Origin of the sequence: Nostoc sp. FACHB-133 (assembly GCF_014698055.1) — a bacterium.
GTDB lineage: Bacteria > Cyanobacteriota > Cyanobacteriia > Cyanobacteriales > Nostocaceae > Nostoc.
Genome location: NZ_JACJSH010000037.1, coordinates 1 through 19,272, shown reverse-complemented (window position 1 = coordinate 19,272; position 19,272 = coordinate 1). Strand labels below are relative to the sequence as shown.

The window sequence follows — 19,272 nt, the reverse complement described above, 5'->3', positions numbered from 1 at the left end:
TGTTTGCAATAAGTCAGGGTTTAGTAGATGCTTAAGTGGGAGGACATTGTAAGTAAACAACAGATATAAGTTACTCTGACTATTGAATATTAACAAATAGCATTTTTTTGTTATATAATTTATTTAAATTTGAATAATCATCGCTTATTTCAGGATTGAGCTGCTTCAGCTTTTTTATTAGCTGGTCAATGTTATTACTGTTTTCAGGATCTATTTTTATGCTATTATCTGTTTTGATATAGCGAGAAATAATATAACCTTTAATAGCATTCCACATATTTTCATTCATCATGAAAAATCTTGATTGTGGATTTATAAACTTAATATCTTTCTCTAATAAAGTCTCAATTTCTGGAGAATAAGCACTTATTTCAACTGACTTTAGTTCAACTTCTTGAAATAGTTGCTCTCGCACAGAAGTTTCATTATCTAAATTTCGTTTTGCTAATGATGCCTTAATCGCTTCATAGATTTCTTCTTCTGAAAGAATTTTAGTGGCACTATCTGTCAGTATTTTTTGTTTATAAAAATATAAGTCTTGAGACACTTTTATTTACCTCTTGCTTGCTTGATATAATCAAACAATGACTGTAAATTACCAACTTTTTCTAAATTTATCAAAAGTTTTTGAACGTGTTCACAGTCATAATATTTTATATCTACACTTGGATAATCATTTTGCAAATTTTGGAGGATGTTAATACTTTCAACATTAATATAATTAACTGGAAATACATAACGGTAGCCGCTTGGAAGATTTCCTCTATCCCAACGTTGTCTAAGTTTTTTAATTGATTGTTTTAAATAACCTGTATCAAAATCACCTTCCATATTGGTAGGAGAAGTTTTGCATTCATATATATAGTTACCAGTTTCAAAAAATTTTGATTCCATATTGTGAATAGCCGAATTTTATTATTGTTAAAGCATTTATTTTGAGACGGTGAGTAGAAGATTTAAGCTACTTTCGGATTGCTGCGAAAATGCGCTTTTACTTCATATTCTTTGCCTAACTTACTTTTGGCAACATACCCATCTATTGCAATAATCTTTCCTTCCATCAAACCTGTAATTAGTTGATCTGCCTTTTGAGATAAAGCTACAAAATCAGTTGCAGGCTCATTCTCACCCAAATTATCTACATAATCTATACCTGGCTTCATTTTAAACTGATTCATTAAATCCTTCAAAACTGATTTAAAGGTTAAATCAATAACTTTTCCTTTTTGAAAAGGATTCATTTGATGAAAATCAGGCAAAGACTCAAGAGCTTTAGATAGTGCATTTTTTACTTCACCAATTGAAAAAGTTAACATTCTGGTTAATTCTTATAAAAGTAGATGTTGGCTAACAAAAAGTTAACTTAACTATTAGTAAGAACACTTCAGTAATTACACTTGAATTTAGTCATGGCAAAGTATCTTTTACGCTACTAATTGTAACTCCCGAAATTACGCCCTTCATTCACGTAGCGTTTCACAGAAAAGGCATTGCACAACTCTTAAAATCAAAACTCATCTAGAAAAAACCTAAAAATATTGATAGGCTGAATTTAGATTTTCTCAATTTGCAAATTTTGAGGATTTTTCAGGATAAAATGATTATCTTGTTTGACTAAATCACCTGTGCCGCGAATTGGTAAACGCTCCTGATAGGTGAGATTGAGGGGATATTTAATATAGTTTTCATCCAGAATACCTCTAGATGTACATTTTAGTTGTACTTCTAGTCTAGGGGAAAAGATTTTACCTGTACCACCTCTACTGACTATTCCTAAATCTACGCTATCGTTATCAACTTCTGGTCTATATAAAGAATAACCTGCAACGGCAGCGATCGCTCTAATATAGCTAATGCTAAATTGTTCTTTTTGTTGGTTAATTATGCTTTGATAATGTGAGAAAAATTTTGATCCATAAATTAGAAAAGAGTTAACGAAAATTCAGGCTTTCGCGCTAATCACAAATTAAAACTTTGAATCAAATCATGAGTGAGAGTTGAAATTATGAATCATAACTAGAGAATGAGTTGAAAAAACACAATTGAACAAAACTTGCACAAAAAATCCCTGACAAAATTGTTCTAACTTAAACTTTCAATCCAAAATATGATTCAAATACCCATTGTATGGTTCAAAACTTTTATTTTAATAGATATTTGAGTAAAAATAAAATATTTCATTGAACAAGCGATCGCCCAACAACAGAGCGATCGCCTACTCAACTCGTAGCTGAATAATAATGATAATCAAGCCGAAGGATTGATACAAACGTCTCTTTTATCAGTCTTTTTATCCCCTATACACGATAATCATTATTAGTAAAAAAACTCGAATATTAAAAGTGAACTATAAACTGGATACTCATTCCTGAAGCATATCATGAGTTAAAATCTCAATTTTTAGTTCAAATCACAGTAATATCCATATTGTGTTGGATGGTCAGACTTTATCTTCAAGCAGATTATTACTGCACCGTTTCTCGCACCCGTAGCCTCACCCCAAACCCTCCCGGATACCTCTGCACCCCCTCCACCAATGGATAAACCTGCAAAAACCCAAGTTCCATCGGTTCGACTGCTAAACTCAAAATCGCTGACTTTAAATCTCCCCTCGCATCAGGAGGCGCTATCAGCGAAACCGATGCACCTTGCTTAAACGCTTCCTCCACCTGTTCTCGCCAATTGGGTTCATTCAGCCAAACTGTGCGATCGCCCACTTGCAAAATATCCAGTAAAATTTCTCTATCAGCATCGGCAATCACAACAAAGGGATTGTAAGAAGATAAGGCGCGAGAACGAATAATATTTCCCCTCGCCCACAACAGCCCATAAATCACTTGAAACCGCCAATAGGGATTAGGCTGCATTAAACCAAGATGCAACAATGCCTGATCCAACTGGTCATCGTTGCTGGCGACATAAGCAAACACCCGCGCATCAATTTCAATACCTAAACGCGCTTCTTCTTGATGCCACAAACGAATCAAATCCAGCAGTAGTTTATCGGTTTCTGAGGTACTTCCAGGACGCAAAACCCGTGCGTTAATTGCAGTCATCACCGGATGCGTTACCAAAATCCCCTTAGAGGACAGGACTTTGCGGAGGCGATCGCTTGCTTGTTTTAATTCACCATGTCCTTCGGCTAACCGCACATCAGCCATTGCATCGGCGACATCTGCACTGGTTTGGGTTAACTCCAATAACCGCGTCAGTTCCGAGTTCACAATCTCAAAATCTCCAGGTGACAACGCACTCCCCGCCAATCGGAAAAAATTCGCCGGATCAGCAGCATAGCGCCGCAAGATTTCCTCAATCACCCCACCGCCACCAATGGTAGATTCAGTTATCCAAATTTCCTCTACTCCCTCTGAAATAGCAGATGCATCTGGTGGACGCGGGCCAGGATCGATATCTAAAATCAGGTCGCCCAAATCAAAGTGGGGACACAATTGCCCGCAAGCATCCAGCAGCGCCCCTCCCAAGGTCGCTTTAAAACGTAATGCTGCCCAAGAGTGCCACTCTTCATCAGGTTCTGACCAGAGAATCGGTGCAAGGTCATTTAATATAGTTTGGATGATGTCTGCGTTGGCAAGTGCCAGCAACCTATCATGTACCCTCTGCCGTCCCTGAATTTGTTCTGGTGCAGATTCCCCTTCTTCCAGTAGAGTTTCTTCGACGTTCAAGCTTTGAAAGATATTGTCCAGAACCCTTGCCATTTCTTGACCCATATTTTCACCCAAAAGCGCCTCAAAAGCTTCAGGTAGGGAGATTTGGTCTGCCAAGGCGCGGGCGGTGAGCATCGATATATATATTTGATAAAGCCATTCCCGTTGAAAGACATTTGTTAATTCACACAATCTGGCATCTATCAAGACCCGATATCGGAAATATGCCGTGCGAAACGCCCAAATCTTCTCTGGATTAGAATCGCTGGGACTGATGCTGAAATTAGGGGGAATACAAAAGCGAAATACTAGACCATCAACAGATTGGGCAAATCCTACAGCTGCTGGACTACCATCGTGTTTTTGGGTGAAGCAAATTGTCGTATCGAGTTCGTCACCTTTTTGAAAACGGATGTTAGCATGGGAGGCGATCGCAAACCGCCGCACTTCAAGGGGCGATTGTTGGATGTGGGTAAAGCAGCAAACTTCTGTAATAATTTTGCACCACGAGGAACCTTGGGGTAATTCGAGTTTAATACCGGAGTCGGGAGGAATTATTTGACTGCACCATTCTAATTGGGCATTAGAACGAACGGAAATGCTGGCAGGAACTTGTGTAAGATTGATTGCCCAAGGACGAATGCAGCGAATATCTACAATTTCTCCATTTTGCCAAAGTTGAAAAATTCCCGCTTCTTCAAATTCAGTACAGTAGTCTTCTATTGGTAAATTTTGTTCTCTTTCTTGCCAATTCGGGGGAGCAATCCAGTGAGTTGCATGGATGTGTTGTACCCCAAAACGACGACTAGCCCTGCCTGGTGTAAAGGTTTTCAGTGCTTGAATAATGGGCATGAGGTTAATATCTGGCTGGCTATTACGCAATTGGGGAGGTGTCGTAATCTTTACTTCTGGTAAGAGCAAGTCGCTAAATAAACTGGGGGGAACGAAATCGGGTAAGGGGTCGTTGGTTTGATAATCTTGATTTGATTCATTTAAATGTACTGAAAAGCGATACCAATTAGACTTTAAACGCCGCAGCAAAGTGGGAAGTACCACCATCATCAATGACCTTGGGGCTTCCCAGAGAATAGCTTCGACCTCATCTTTGCTCAAATTCAAGGCTGATTGCAGATATGCTGCCAATTCGAGTTGTCTTGTTTCTGTTTCGAGAATCTTTTCAATTAGTTCTATTTCTAATTGCTGGCGTTTTTTTGCGTATTCAGATGGGCTGGCAAAATCATACCAAACACTTCCTTTGATTGCTGCTAACTGGTGTCCTACCCAATCCATAAAAGCGAAAACCGCAGATGTGCGAATAACATAGCGGTTTTGGATGGGGAGCGAGCGCTTTTCTAAAACTGGGTTAAATAACATATCATAGCCTTGATAGACAATGCGATCGCGTCCGTAGTCAGAAAGCACTACCACTGTCCAAGGTCGCATAATTCGCCGTCGTCCAGCACGTCCTTTTCTTTGGAGAAATGAAGCCATATCTCGCGGTGATTTGTGCTGAATTACACCTCCAACCTCTGGGTCGTTGAATCCCACTTCTAGGGATGCAGTAGCAACAATTACATCGCTATTTGGGGTAACTCCAGTATCTTGGGAACTAGTGCGGCCAATACTTAAAGGCAATTCCAACCCATGACCAATTTCTTCACATAAAAGCCAAGATTGCCCAGCAACTAAGCGTTCGCTTCCCTCAGATGCACTATGCGATCGCAATGCTGCAAATGGCTGTCTTCCCCGCAGAGGACGACCCCAACTGTCGCATCCTTCGGCATCCAAAAGGTTATGAAATAAGCGGTTGGTTACATCTAAATCGTCAGTAAAAGCAAAAACACGGGAACCATAGAACCCTTGGCTGGGAGGGTCTTCAGATGGATCAAGGATGCGCCGTAGCAGCATCGAAGTTAGTATCGTTGTAGACAGTAAACTCGTTCCAGATACGGGGTCGCCTCTGAGAACTAATTGATATTCCGTGCCTTCCGCAACTTGATTTTCGCCGGGAGAAACTTCCTCGATAGAACCAGGATTTAAGCCTATCAGTTGGCTAAAAAACTCTGCTGCACTTTCTAATGTTGCCGAAAGACCCGTAAATTGGACTTTTGTGGCAATTATTTTCTGCCAACGTCGCAACAGGTAAGCAACCTGTGCCCCGTGAATACCCGTGTAAGTATGTACCTCATCAAGCAAAACTATCTGAGGCTTTTTCGCAGTTGCAATGCCGAATATATGACCGTAACGGGAGTCTCCCATAGACCGATTGAGCATTTCTGTGCTGGTAAAAACCAAGTCTGGGGGAGTTTTCGTCATGCGATCGCGTGTTAAAATTACTTCATCTTCTTGGATAACAGCACCGCAAGATAGCTTGAGACAAGAAAGTTGTTCTTTACCTGCTTCTAAATCAGCCCGTCGCCAAGATAGCGCACCCTCACATCTGGGACACCGCAGGTAAGGACAAGTAAACCCACCACTTTCAGCTTCCCATTTATCCTGTACCCGATCCAAAGTTGCGCTTCTGGGAGTTAAGCCAAAAAATGCACCAATAAGAATTTTACGCTTACCTTCTGCCTTGAGGACAGCATCAAGACGACGTGCTTCTTGATAGGTTTCAGAAAATTGGTCTTTGAGAAGTTCGTTACGGGGATAAATTGCCAGTCCCTTACTCCAATACTCATTCTTTTTCAACAACCCTGCAATATGCGCCAGTGCTGGTAAGTAAAAAGATAAAGTCTTCCCCGTTCCTGTCCCAGCACAGACAATCATCCCGCGACTTTTCGTGCTGTTTAAATCCCGCAGCATCCGGCTTGTAGCGCGTAGCTGAAAATCTGCAAGTTGAACCTCACCACGCAATGGCGAATTTAGTATAGCTGCAACAGCTTTTTTTCGTATTGGAGTTAATAGTTTATCTGCCTCTAGCTGTTTAATTACTGCTTCTGGCGTAATATATCTTTTGGGATAAATTCTCGGACGGATTTGTAAGCGATAATCAGCAACTAAGGTAGGAGATGTTTGCCAACTATTATTCGGGAACAGTTGGCGGAGACGGGCAAATAATCTCACCCCTTCCGCCATCCTGGTGCGAAAAAGGCGATCGCCTCTGAGGTTGAACTCAAACAACAATTTGCGATCAATGATTTGCTCTATAAAATCCCAAACATCCTCATCAATCTCACAATTATTTAGAAAATCGTCAGCAAGTTCTTTAATTTCATCTTCAGAAAATCCACCATCAATAATTCCCCACGTCAAAAGTTGAACTTCCTGGCGTTCCAACTTATCTAAAAATTCTCTAATTATTTTATCCCAGTTGGTAGTCACCCTTGCTCTGCCCTTACTTTATTTTAAATCAAGCGAATTCTTAAGGAATCAGAAATACCATGCTGATTAATCCAATCTTGAACTTCTGGAGTTAAAAGATTTAAAGGCGCTCCTTGATTTGCTGCTGCTCGAAGAAAATGCAATACAGCTTCAGGAACTTCATCAGAGCTAAGACTATTCCAATAATATTTTAATTGTTCAATTTTACGTTCATATACTGCAAACTCAGCATTGTTTTTCGGATAAATAACATTTTTTATTTCTCTATCTATAATCTGAATATCCCGAACTGTGTTTTTAAAAGCTTCTACTTTAGCCAGTAAATTGAGGATTTCATTGTTAGTGCTAGGCATTTGTCGATCCCGGTAGCTTTTCCATGCTTCGCTCAGTTGCTGTTCTAGAGTAGTTTTTAGGCTATCTATATTTGACTTTAAAATATTACCTTTAAAATTTTTATTGTCAAGAATCCACTCGGAATTATTTTGTAAATTATCCTCAACATTAATAACAAAACTTAAAATAGACTCTACTTTCTGAGTTAAATCAATATTGTTAATACCTCTTTGGCGAAAAGCTTTTAATGCTTCCACAAGTGGCTGAATAGTTGCAAGTGCATCAGCAATTTGCTTTTGCCTAGTTTGAATAGTTTTAAGATAACCTACAAAGTTTTGCAGAGATTTTCTACGTTGAGATAAATCAATTAGTTCTTGTGATTTTTCTAAGAGCATTTTGTATCACCTTTAATTTCATTCATAAGATTCCGTAAGTTAGCTAACCCCTCACAAATTTCTTCGTAACTAGATTCTCCTGTTGCACCATCAGGTTGCTCTAACTCTGCAATACGACTTTTGGCTTCAAGAATCGAAGCATCCAGAAAATTATTAGTATTATCGAGGAATTCTGAAGAATCAGTAATAATTTTTTGATAATCTTCACTCAAGTCTTGAAGTAATTTACCAACTTTACTTTCTGGGTTGTCTTTCTCAGCTTGTACGCGCTTCATTGTATCTTGATACTTGGTAATTGCGGTACGTCTAAATTTATTTAGTATGTCTTTCATTCCAACAAAGTCTTTTTTACCACGAAATACACCTTCACTTTGTGCTGAAATCATTGCAGCTTCGAGAGTTTTAATAACTTTCTCTTTATTAATTTCTTCTCCCAACTCAGATACTAGAGATTGATAAATATTAAACTGTCGTTCGTACTCTTCTTGAATAGCATTCTCTAGGAGTTCATCGACTTGTTGACGTACCTTTTGTAACTCTGGAAACTTATCGCGGACATCTTCAGGAATTTGCTCTTGAGGTTGCCAATATTTACGCACTTTTTCTAGAGGTTCAATAATTTGAATTGCATCAATAATTTGAAACGTTGAATAACTACCTTTCGTACAAGCAATTCGACTTTTAACAATATCTAATAATGCTTCTCTGTTTCTCTTGAGACTAAAAGTATCAAACAGCTTTTTCCAACTAGATGCACGAGTTGTATCATCGCTTTTATCTAAGTCGATAAACAAAGAATTAATCAAATTTTCGAGCGTATTAGTAGGATACCCCGCCATCGTGGCGCTAATCGCTAGTAATTCCACCGCAGCAGGTACGGGGTTCCAAGGTTCACCAGATTCGCGGGGATAAAGGCGAATTTTTTCGATGACGTACTGACTCCAGCATTCTAGATACTTTGCGTACATACGAAAATAGCGATCGCCATTTTCAAACTTCCAATTTCCATATTTATTGTACTTTAATATACCTTGAAATACGTATACAGTTTCTGTAAATTCCTTATCATCATCTGGATTGAGAGGAAGCGATAAAACAACCCCGGAATAACGTGTTCTCTTATGTTTCATTGGGTTATGGAACATGAGATTTTCTTGCTTAAGCAACTTACCACCACTACCGACGAAAGTACCCTTCAGCAGCATTTCAGTATCCCATTCAATTTTTTCGATAATAGCGGGGAAAAGCAACTGACGAATATTTTGTGCAAGCGTATCTGATAGTTGTCCTTCATTGTTCCAACTATCGAGTTTTTCAAGCTTTTCTTGTAGCGAAGTATCAATTTTATATTCCCCTGAAGGTTCTACAACCCTTGGTGTTATTGGATGAGGTTGGGGTGGAACAGGCGGAATTTTTATTGGTTTAGCCTTAACATCAAGCAGAGGTAAATTAAAAGCAGTATGAACTTCTGAGAATAAATTGCAAAGTTCATGACTATCATCCCACAGGTCTAAAAATATCTCTCGACGCTTTGAATTTTGTGGATCTTTGGCTTGAATATGTAACTTCACATCAGTACTCAATCTCATCTTCCCGAAGTGTTTTCCTAAAGTAACTGAAGGAAAACGCCCATTTTCAATATCATCAATAGAATTTTCCAAAGTGTATTTCAACACATCTCTAATTAAAATTCTGGGGTTAAATTCATCTGGATTTACTCTACTAAACATCTGTTCTAAAGCTTTAGAATTGAAAGGATAAAGACCCATTCCCTCAACATGACCAAAACCTGTATGACAAGCTTGGGAATGTTCGCATTCGTTACAAGCACTTTCTATTTCATCTCTATTTTGAGAATTAGCCCAGTTTTCAATGTCTTGTTCCTTTAAGCGAACAGCATTTAGATATCTAGCAACAAATACTTGAATATCATCCTGAGTAATTAAAGATTTCTCACCAACTGTATCAATATTAAGATTGACGCTGAAGGTAACGCGCTGTTGCACTGTATCAATCAAATTTTTAAAATAACCTGTAGTACAAGCTAATGCTGTACGCATAGCACATAATGGCTTATTTCCAGCTTGCTGAGGTCTTGCTAAAACTGCTTCCAATACTTCTCTATCAATACCTTGCAATTTAGCGAAATCTTCAATTAAAAGTACTAATTCAATATTTTTTTCTGCTAATGTCTCTCGTACTTCGCGCATTAATTGCTGCAAGTCTTCTCGACCAAAATTCAAAACTTGGGTGATAGCTTCATCTAAGTGATCATTTAACCAAATTACGGTGTGCTTCTTTATATCCTCATCATTTATTAATAAACTATAAAATTCTCGTGCCTTTTCTCCAGCTTTTTGAATATTTAAAATATTAAGAGGCAAATCTTCGATAGAAAACTCACGACGTTCATTAATATCTTCAATAGTATATTGATATCCCAGTGTATGAATTACTAAACGATGAATAATCTCTCCATCTCTTAATAAATGTTCTCGAAAGAAATCATCATATAGCAAAGCAGGTAAATTTTCGATTAAATATTCCTGAGTTTCCTCATCAGCAAGTTTAGCGCGTGTATGTTGTCCGTTAATACCAACTTGAAAAGCTAAATTGTTTAATAATTGTTCTCTTGCACCCTTATCTGTGAAAGTCCGGCTCGATTGATTTAAACGTTTGCGGTACTCATCTAATTTATCTGCCTCAAATTCTGCAATATTTAAAATCTTTTCAATTATATCTTTTAAATTTGTGCCAATTCTGGGAATTAGCAGCACTTTTCGTCTATCGGTTGATTTTATATTAGCTTGCAACCAACGAATCAGGTGAGATTTTCCCGTACCCGTCTCACCCAAAACAGGTACAAAGGCAAAATCGTTTTCACCTAAAAAATCTTTGAGAAACTGTGCTTCATCATATTCTTTTTGTGATAAAGCTTTAATAGAGTCCTGACGATACATTGCAATAGGATGATGTGTAGCCAAAAACAAATGATTTGCAGTTTGGGTTGCTTCCACATTCATCACCTGACGAATCATATCCAGTTTCCAACAGACAAACTTTTCAAAAGTCATGATTTTTCTCCTTTCCAAATAATGTGAGAAATTCGCCCATCATTATCAACTTGGTTATTGACTTTTGGTAAAATCATAAAGACTGAATCAGATTGTCTCTCAAGCTGAATCTCACCCTCATCGTGAAGTCGAAATAAGGCAAAAGCTGTACTTGTAGAAAGAAAATTAGTTTCGCGTGTGCCAATTTGTTCTTCTACCTCTTCTCGAAACTTTCCAGTTTCAAATAAAGGACATTGTTTGGCTAATCTATTAATAAAATCTTGGATTGTAATTTCTTGTTGTCCATTAAACAAAAGCTTGAGATTTCGTTTAATATAAGCTGTCGGATCGGGAACTGTGAGAGGTTTCCCTCCCAAAGTATGACCCCATGCAAAACCCAGGTAGCGCATCCAGTCATCCATTTGCACAAAGAGGCGACTGCTTGACATTTTCAAAAAATCGCCTGCTTTTTGGTTACTAATACGCTTTTCCACTTCTTCCCAAGTCCCAGGTGCATCGTAAATATCCTGTGCTAAATACCAAGCACAAACCCGACCAAAGTCTTCTTCATCTTCGTTATCAGATGTAAAAAAAAGGTAATTGAAAGTATCAGGTAATAGCTTGTCACCAAGCTGAGGATTTATTGCATCTTTTGGTAAAGTTTGATTAATTGTAACTTCTTCATTCTCTTCGATTAAAAGTTTGCATTTTATGCTTTCCCTAATAGCATCATTGAACATAGGATGAGAGGTTTTTTTGTCTTTTGATTTTTCTTCACTCGCTAAATGTTCGACTAATTTATCAGGAGATAATATTTTTTCTAATACGTCTCTCTTCTCCCTTTGTCCTTGAGCATGAAGTAAATATCTAAATATTCCCCGCATTCTACTGGGATGAGCCAAACCTGTTTTTAAAACACTCATATACTAACCTCGGTACAAAATACATCAAATTTAAAATATCTGCCTGAAAAAATATTAATTAATAGTCGGTCTTCTCTCTCTGGGTCTGGTGTATTTATAGGAAGTAAAATGATGCGCGTTCTGCTTAATGTACTGTAATTAGATAAATATTTTGCAGGTAAACGTATTCCTGGAGGATGAAAAATCAGAGTGGGTATTCGTGGCATTAGCACAGGTTTATAACTATCAAATAGAAAAATAAATGAGTTATGTATTTTACTACTTTCTTTCAAAAATTGATTATATTCTGGAGAAATTACAATATTATTCATCCCCTGTTCTATTAGCCACTTAAACAATTTTCGACCTCTTGACAACTTATTTAATTGTTCCAGCGAATCATAGAAAATAAGCAGAATTTTTTCACCTGCAAGCAACCTTTGGATTTCTTTACCCTGAATAAAATTGGTTTTTTGCCATACAGGTCTAGAAGCAGGCATTATTCCGGGAAAAGGTGTGACTCCATTTTTTCTACAAACAGGACAACCTCCACAAGCATGAGAAACTATCACGGGATTTCTGGGTTCTGGAGTGTGACGTGAGGGAATACTATACGCTTGTGCAAATATTTCTGAAATACAACGTTTAGCTTTTAAAGTTTCTTTCATCAGTTCAAGGTTTTTATAACTCCAGCTTTGGCGTTGATGGCGAACTGGTTCAACTTCAGATTCCCAAATAAATTTTTCTAAATGGCATTCATTGCGGATACGAATACTGCGAGAATTTCGGTATAAATCCCAAGCTGCTTGATAAGCTTGTTCAGATTCTGATTCAGAGTTTTTCTTCTGAGGAGGTTCTTCTGAGTCTATTTCAATTAGATTTGCTCGGTTCATCAAAGTTAACGTGCGAATATTCCAAGCCCTATTTTGGTCACTTTGCATATCAATATCTCCTTCTAGCAAAGAGGGAGGATTATTAATAGGCACACTATATTTACCGTCTTTCAGGGGTTCTTTTTTCGCAAACATACTTTCCCAACGCTGCAATCCTCTCTCAATAGTAATTGTCGATTTTTCGTTTAAACCACGAGCAACATTGAAGTCTTCAGTTGTATATAATGTTAGCGACATACAAGCTTTACCATCTCTTCCTCCCCGTCCAACTTCTTGATAGAAACGGTCAATGGTTTCGGGAATACAAACGTGAATTACTGCCCTGACATCTGATTGGTCAATACCTAATCCAAAGGCAGAAGTAGCAACAACTATATCAATCTTTCCTTCTCGCCATTTTTCAATTAGTTGCTCCCGTTGCTGAGTAGTAGATTTACCTGTCATCAGGTCACATCTTTTAAATCCAGCGCGGGTTAATTCTCGTTTCCAATTCTCGACATCTTTAACTTTAGTTCCGTAAATAATTAACGGGTGAGGAAGATGATAAACTGCCTCAAGTAGCCTTTTTTTTCTAACTTCTTCACTCTCACATCGCTTAAACCAATAAGCAGGCTCTGGCCGCAACTGTACAGCAGATATTACTTGTAAATCTTTCCCAAATAAGGTTTCCAGGGTGTCTAAACAAGATTCTGTTAATGTTGCTGTTAGTAATAAAGTTGTGAAGGAATTAAGACGCAGTAAATCTCTTCGCAAACCGGGAATTTCTTGAAATGCGGGACGAAAATCATCACCCCATTGCTCTACCATGTGCGCTTCATCGATAATAAAATACCGTAATATCCCTAGTTTGGCTGCTTCATACAGAGCAGGTGCTAGAGAATCCATTAAACTTTCAGGAGAGGTAAAAATTATCCTTTGGGTTCCGACGCGAATGCGATCGCGTATCCCTTCTCTTCTTTCTTTACCCTCTACAGAATCATCGCTATAATAGGCTGTGGCATGATGTACAGAAGATTTTGATTTTAATGCCCGTTCTTGGTCAATAGCCAATGCTGTAGTTGGCACAACTACCACGCTGACACCATTATTATTTCTGGAGTTCAGCAATGCAGGTAGTTGAGCGCAAAGGCTTTTTCCCGCACCCGTAGGTAAGTTTATTACTAAAGTTGAATTATCAGGAGCAGTCAAAACTGCACGAATTGCTTCACGCTGTCCGCTACTGCTGTATTTGTCTAACTTCATTAATTGCAAAAACGGGTCGCCGGAAACTGGTTCATAATTCCGTCGGTTTTCTTCTCTAAATAAAGGTGCATCTGGCGGATATTGGTCAGCTAGGTCAAGCCATTCTGGTTGCCAAGGACGGGCGCTGATGAGATAGTGTTCTTTATCTTCGCGCAGCACGGTTATGCTAGCCGACTCCCAAATACTGCGATTAGGAAAAGGAGGTTTGCAAGATACTAAAAGAGTCGTTGCAGAACTTCCACCCTGTTTTGCATCCTCGCGCCGCAATACATGACGCACTAGACTAACAAGATCCCCAGACCCAGGCGAGTTTTGCAGCGCATCCAACAAACGCCGATGACAAGGTTCTGAGACATTACTAATATCTTCAGGAATTTTACCTGTTTTAAGAATTTCCCGAAGTTCTGAGAAGGAGTCAATCATAAATCATCCTCCTCAGATTTAGCTGGAGGTCGCCCAGAAACGATAATAAAACCAACAGAATCAAGACGAATGCTAGGATGACGAATTCCTTCGATAATTACTTGGCTTAATGCCGTTTCGTTATTGAGTTCTTGCTCCAGTACCTTATTAGAAATACGCTCTTGGTTAGTAAGTCGGTTGAGACGCAAGCGCAATTGATCTAGTCTCTTACCTAACTTTTGTTTAGCACGGATGGCACTATTTTCACATAATGAAATAAATTCGGGACGCTGACTGAGTAATTCTAAAGACGTGCGACGCGCCTGATGGCAAAATTCTTGCCACCTGCTAGGCTCAATAAAATTATCAAGAATAGATAAACGACTTTTGGCTAAGTTGTAATCTCGATATTTACCGCCTTGGCCTTTATAAGGACGTTGCAGGATATTTAATAATGTTTCATCTTCAACCGCACACATTGGTTCATATCGTGCATCAATAAATACACTTTCTACAATGGGCGGGAATAACCCATCTACGCGTCTTTGCAAAGTTTTATCTTTTATGGTATTTTTGTAATTCGTTAAATTTGTTTCAATAACGTAATTAAATCGTAAACCATACCACTCTTCACCTTCCCCAAAATCCCAAGTTTCTGCAACTCGCCACATAGCAAAGGCTTGACCCCGGTCGTCCCAATGGATATAAGATGATAGTGCTTCTACAAATTTTTCACCAATGCGGTAGAGTTTTGCACCAAGCTGTTGATTTGCTACCCTACGGTTAAAAGTCCCAAATTCTTCTAAAACCCCTGCAAAATTGCTGCTTAAATCGTTTGCTGGAATTAATGTATTTCCGGTAGGTTTATAACGCTTAAGTGTCGAAAAATTAGGATTAGTGATTGGCTGAAATCTCAATGCATCACAAATCCAATCTTCAGTTACTTGCTGGATTTCTTGATGACGGGCATCATAATCGTCTAAAGCTTGAAAATATTGGGTAGCGTTCTCATCCAGAGCATCAATTTCATCTAGGGCATTTTGTTCGTTAATTTTTATTTGCTCTTGCTGAATTTCTTTTTGAATGACTTCTATGTTTTCTAATAGTCCATTTGCACCCGATTTAAACAAAATTTCTGCTAACAAGGGTAATTTCTCATCAACATAGAATTGGAGGCTGGCAATAGATTGCCCAAAGATATTAAACCCTTCTTTCAATAAGCGATACCATGCATCATAGAGACTATCGGGTAAGTCTACGCCAGCAAATACTGTAAACTCAACTTTCAATAAACGACCAATCCGGTCTATCCTACCAATTCTTTGTTCTAGGCGATTTGGCGACCAAGGCAAGTCAAAACATATCATGTAGTTGGTAAATTGTAAGTTACGACCTTCTTCGCCAGAGGAGTCGCAAACTAAAATAAAGCATTTGGAGTCTTTTTTAAACCGATTTAAGTTCTCCTCCACTTGAGACCTAGTTTGTCCAACTTGGTGACTGACGATAGTTCCCTCACCAAAACGATCGCTCAAGTAACGGACAATTTCGGCACAAGTTTGTACAAAACTCGTAAATATAACAATTTTGGGCAGACTGTCTCCCGGTATCGGTCTTTTTAGCCGTTGTTGAACCTCTGCAAGTAATTTAGGGAGGTTAAATTTCAAGGATTGTACTTTTAAAGGTTCGCAGAGTTGATAGAGGATGACTGTCTTGAGTAATTCAAGGCGATCGCCATCCTCTGACGGTTGTTCTATAATTTGCAGTAGGCTTTGCAAAATATTTGCTTCCCCGTTAGCAAATTTAGGAGTTTCAGTCAGGATGCGAACACTATCAGCACCAAACTCCTGAATTAATTCCGCAGTGGACACACCACTTAAACGTGCTTGAATTACCTGTTTTAAAATACCCAGCCAAGTACCAGAAGCACGGAAAAACAATAGAAAAATGTGGTGATATTGTTTGTCATCAGGAGCTACTTCACGCCACTCCTCAATTAGTTCGTGGATGTCAGGCGATCGCTCATCTAAATCGTACTCGGTTCTCAGTGTAATATTACGGTCAAAAATTACATCTTCTACGGAAGCGCGACGATTGCGAAGCATCCGGCGGTGAAGTCTGTAGGTATCGCTAATATGGATACGAATTGCCCTGACAATTTCAACTATATCGCTAGCTTTTGCTTGTAAACTATTTTCTAGATTGTCTGCCAATTCCAGTAAATACTTGTCTTCAGGAAACAGGTTACGGAGATTTTTGAGATTAGTTTTCAGGACAAAGGGGTTTGCACCTTCTTTAAAGGACAGGAGAATTCGACCAATCTCTTGGCGTTTTACTACCCTTTCACGAAAACCTGCTAAGTCATCAAGTTGATAGGTTGCAGGATCGAGCAGATGCAGCATTGCTAGAAAATCTTGCTCGTGGTTGAGAACCGGGGTAGCCGATAATAGAAGCAGGCGATCGCTTTTATGAGCAATATTTTTGCAAGTCTCAAAACGCTGGCGCACTGTTGCATCGTTAGAGGTTGCCATTGCCGCGATGTGGTGTGCTTCATCTAAAATTAGCAAGCCAATATTCGCTTTCGGGTTGATTTTGTGAATATCCTCAACAGAAAGCACTGCTAGCCGTTTGGGAAAGTGGGAGATGTAAAACTTGTTTTCTAATTCCTGCTGCCATTGTTGGAGTAAATATTGCGGAACTAGCACTACCGCACGTCCAGAAGGTTCATCTAATAAATATTGACGAAGAATAGCACCAGCTTCGATGGTTTTTCCCAGTCCAACTTCATCCGCTAATAAATATCGTTGAATCGGGTCTTCAAGTACACGACGGACAACTTCAACTTGATGTGGATAAAGTTTAATATTGGCAGAAATTAATCCCGTCATTCCCCGACTGACAGCGCGTTGTAAAATTAAGCATTTAACAAAAGCAAAGCGTCTATCGTGGAAATAGGGCGTTTCTTGCCCCTTCATCGCTAAAGTGTCGATGGGGTCTGTATTTGGGAGATTACAACGAACGTAAATGTCTTCTTCAGTAGCGATCGCAGTTTTCTTATCTGGTAAATCAATTTGATACATTTCTGTATCTTCATCCCAGATGAAAACTCTGCCAACTATCCATTTATCCTGAGTTTGGTACTTAATATAGCATCGAGCCTGGGGTTCAAGTCTGACTTCAGAGAGCGAACTTAAAGGTAAAGTTTTTTGAAGACGTTGCCCTATAGAACAAAAATACTCAACATTTGCATTGGCATCAGATATATCAATGACCTTCCCTATGCCCAAGCTGTTGTTTCGGGAACCTACCAACGAACCAAGTGTTATCATACTCCAAGTCCACTAAGTACGTTAGCATTAACCTTCCCGTAGCACGCACATAGCGTATTGTATCCGTGTGCTATTCGCTTCTTCCAAGATAGCTTCTCTAACAGAGAGACACCGTTAACGCGGAGCCTAGCATAATCTAAACTTAAGCAACAGCATAACTCTAGGTGTCCTACCACAGTGGTAAAAGGTAAGTCACAAACTAACTTGTCAGCATGTATTTTCCAAATTGCTAATTTTTGCAGCTTGGTGTGTAATAAAGCAATTTGCATCACTATAAATTTACCAGTAGTACACCCAGAGGGTAGATAAGTATATATTTATTATGCTTTCCTTAAAAATAAAAACCAATGATTTATTGTTAGAAACACAGAAATCAGTAGAAGTACTGGATCAACAACAGCTAGCAGCTAGATTACAACTTCTTGGAAACCATTCCTATTGCGAAACTTGCTGTCATATCAATACGGTTCGGTTAAGCCAAAAACCAGATAAGGGCTTCCAAGGAATAAATTACTCAACAAAAATCAAGAGTCAAATTTAGACAATAATGATAATCATTATGGGGAAGTAAAGCAACCTTAGCAGGTATAGAAAAAATTCGTAGGTCTTATCAGGCAATCTGTTTGTATAACGATACTGTGGCGACTGGGGAGGGCGATCGCTTGGCAATTACTAACCAAGCACTCAGAGATTTATCGGGCTGTAACGGCTTGCTGGTACGCGATTGGATTGAGGCTCACAAGGATGAGGTGATTAGCCATAATGCTAAGTTCGGCATGGACAACAAGAAAGACCCCAGTAATCCAGCCAGCTATGCCAACAAGGGAAAGGACACAGATAAAATTCTCTTGCTGATCAATGAAGAGTTCCTTAGTGGTGAAGGCTTTAAGTCAGGGAGAAATTAAAGTAATTTTTTCCTTTACAAACTAATTACATAATCACCACTAAGTTTATGTAATTAGTGGATTTTAAATAACAAAATTGTATGCCAAACTACATTTGCTTCAGACTATGCCACAACTTAGCTTGGACTAAGCCTAGACTAAGCCTAGACTAAGCACAGGGAATCAGTTTTTCAAGAAAGCAAGTTTCCTAGACTAAGCTTGGACTAAGCCTAGACTAAGCCACAACTTAGCGCTCTTAATCACTATTTTTTGCCTGCAACAATTCTTCGATTAAAGAATAAAATAACCGTACTTACTATGGTTATTTTGGGTTATTTTCATTTCAGCCATTTTTGCAGAGAATTTAAAACGAAAAAATGATTTATTCGGGTCAAAAACTATTTTAGTAGAGAAAGATGCCGGAGGCGATCGCGGCGGAGTCCCAATTAGATGAGGCGATTTTATTTGCGGTCAGAAATTGAAACTTCAAAAGTTATGCTAATTTTTCAGATATTAAAACTGAAGTTGGCAAGCGATTGCTATGGCTATCAGCCAAAGAAGGAGCGCGGTTATAGGAGTTATGCCACAGAAAAATAATAAGCCTAACTATTGGGGCGATGATGTAACCGTTCGACAGGCAATCGCCTTGGGAAGAAATAGGTTTGGTAAAATACAGTTTCCATAACCTATTTTTTAATCCCAGCCCGTTGTAACCGTCCAATCTTCCCAGTTTACTTATGAGAATCCTACTCATGAAAAGATGATTTCTTATAAGCAAGATTCTGATAAATGAGAGCAGCGCGTCGCTATAATCATCTTTCCCCCGAATCTTGATACCCTTGTGCTGCTAGTC

12 protein-coding genes are annotated in these 19,272 nt (G+C 38.8%); 1 reads left to right on the top strand and 11 read right to left on the bottom strand.

Annotated features, from left to right (window positions below):
- Positions 1-79 precede the first annotated feature (79 nt).
- The 11 genes from H6G86_RS24945 to H6G86_RS24895 all read right to left on the bottom strand — a co-directional run bounded on the left by H6G86_RS24945 (position 80) and on the right by H6G86_RS24895 (position 17,804).
- Positions 80-547, bottom strand: coding sequence for a hypothetical protein (locus H6G86_RS24945; RefSeq protein WP_179076774.1), 468 nt, complete (start codon positions 545-547; stop codon positions 80-82).
- Positions 548-549: 2 nt separating this feature from the next.
- Positions 550-894 carry a hypothetical protein gene (locus tag H6G86_RS24940; protein WP_190936584.1) on the bottom strand — a complete coding sequence of 115 codons (345 nt, stop codon included), beginning with the start codon at positions 892-894 and terminating at the stop codon, positions 550-552.
- Positions 895-956: 62 nt separating this feature from the next.
- Positions 957-1,316 (bottom strand): hypothetical protein, encoded by a 360-nt coding sequence (locus tag H6G86_RS24935; RefSeq protein ID WP_179076776.1) that lies wholly within the window; start codon positions 1,314-1,316, stop codon positions 957-959.
- A 236-nt stretch (positions 1,317-1,552) separates the two neighbouring features.
- Positions 1,553-1,855 carry a DUF4365 domain-containing protein gene (locus H6G86_RS38885; protein WP_256874785.1) on the bottom strand — a complete coding sequence of 101 codons (303 nt, stop codon included), beginning with the start codon at positions 1,853-1,855 and terminating at the stop codon, positions 1,553-1,555.
- Positions 1,856-2,465: 610 nt separating this feature from the next.
- Positions 2,466-6,989 carry a protein DpdJ gene (dpdJ, locus tag H6G86_RS24925; RefSeq protein ID WP_190936583.1) on the bottom strand — a complete coding sequence of 1,508 codons (4,524 nt, stop codon included), beginning with the start codon at positions 6,987-6,989 and terminating at the stop codon, positions 2,466-2,468.
- A gap of 23 nt (positions 6,990-7,012) precedes the next feature.
- On the bottom strand, positions 7,013-7,717 hold the full coding sequence (locus H6G86_RS24920) for a hypothetical protein (RefSeq protein ID WP_179076778.1): 705 nt from the start codon (positions 7,715-7,717) through the stop codon (positions 7,013-7,015).
- The gene (gene dpdH / locus H6G86_RS24915; protein WP_179076779.1) at positions 7,708-10,791 is read right to left on the bottom strand and encodes a protein DpdH; all 3,084 of its coding nucleotides are present in this window, start codon (positions 10,789-10,791) and stop codon (positions 7,708-7,710) included. The genes H6G86_RS24920 and dpdH overlap by 10 nt, the downstream gene beginning before the upstream one ends.
- Positions 10,788-11,693 carry a protein DpdG gene (gene dpdG / locus H6G86_RS24910; RefSeq protein WP_179076780.1) on the bottom strand — a complete coding sequence of 302 codons (906 nt, stop codon included), beginning with the start codon at positions 11,691-11,693 and terminating at the stop codon, positions 10,788-10,790. The genes dpdH and dpdG overlap by 4 nt, the downstream gene beginning before the upstream one ends.
- Positions 11,690-14,230 carry a protein DpdF gene (gene dpdF, locus H6G86_RS24905; RefSeq protein ID WP_190936582.1) on the bottom strand — a complete coding sequence of 847 codons (2,541 nt, stop codon included), beginning with the start codon at positions 14,228-14,230 and terminating at the stop codon, positions 11,690-11,692. The genes dpdG and dpdF overlap by 4 nt, the downstream gene beginning before the upstream one ends.
- Positions 14,227-17,535 carry a protein DpdE gene (gene dpdE / locus H6G86_RS24900; protein WP_179076782.1) on the bottom strand — a complete coding sequence of 1,103 codons (3,309 nt, stop codon included), beginning with the start codon at positions 17,533-17,535 and terminating at the stop codon, positions 14,227-14,229. Before dpdE ends, dpdF begins: the two co-directional genes overlap by 4 nt.
- Positions 17,532-17,804 (bottom strand): hypothetical protein, encoded by a 273-nt coding sequence (locus H6G86_RS24895; protein WP_100904389.1) that lies wholly within the window; start codon positions 17,802-17,804, stop codon positions 17,532-17,534. The genes dpdE and H6G86_RS24895 overlap by 4 nt, the downstream gene beginning before the upstream one ends.
- A 354-nt stretch (positions 17,805-18,158) precedes the next feature.
- On the opposite strand from H6G86_RS24895, the gene H6G86_RS24890 reads away from it, so the two are divergent.
- Positions 18,159-18,440, top strand: a complete 282-nt coding sequence (locus H6G86_RS24890) for a hypothetical protein (RefSeq protein WP_179076783.1) — start codon at positions 18,159-18,161, stop codon at positions 18,438-18,440.
- The last annotated feature ends 832 nt before the right edge of the window (positions 18,441-19,272 follow it).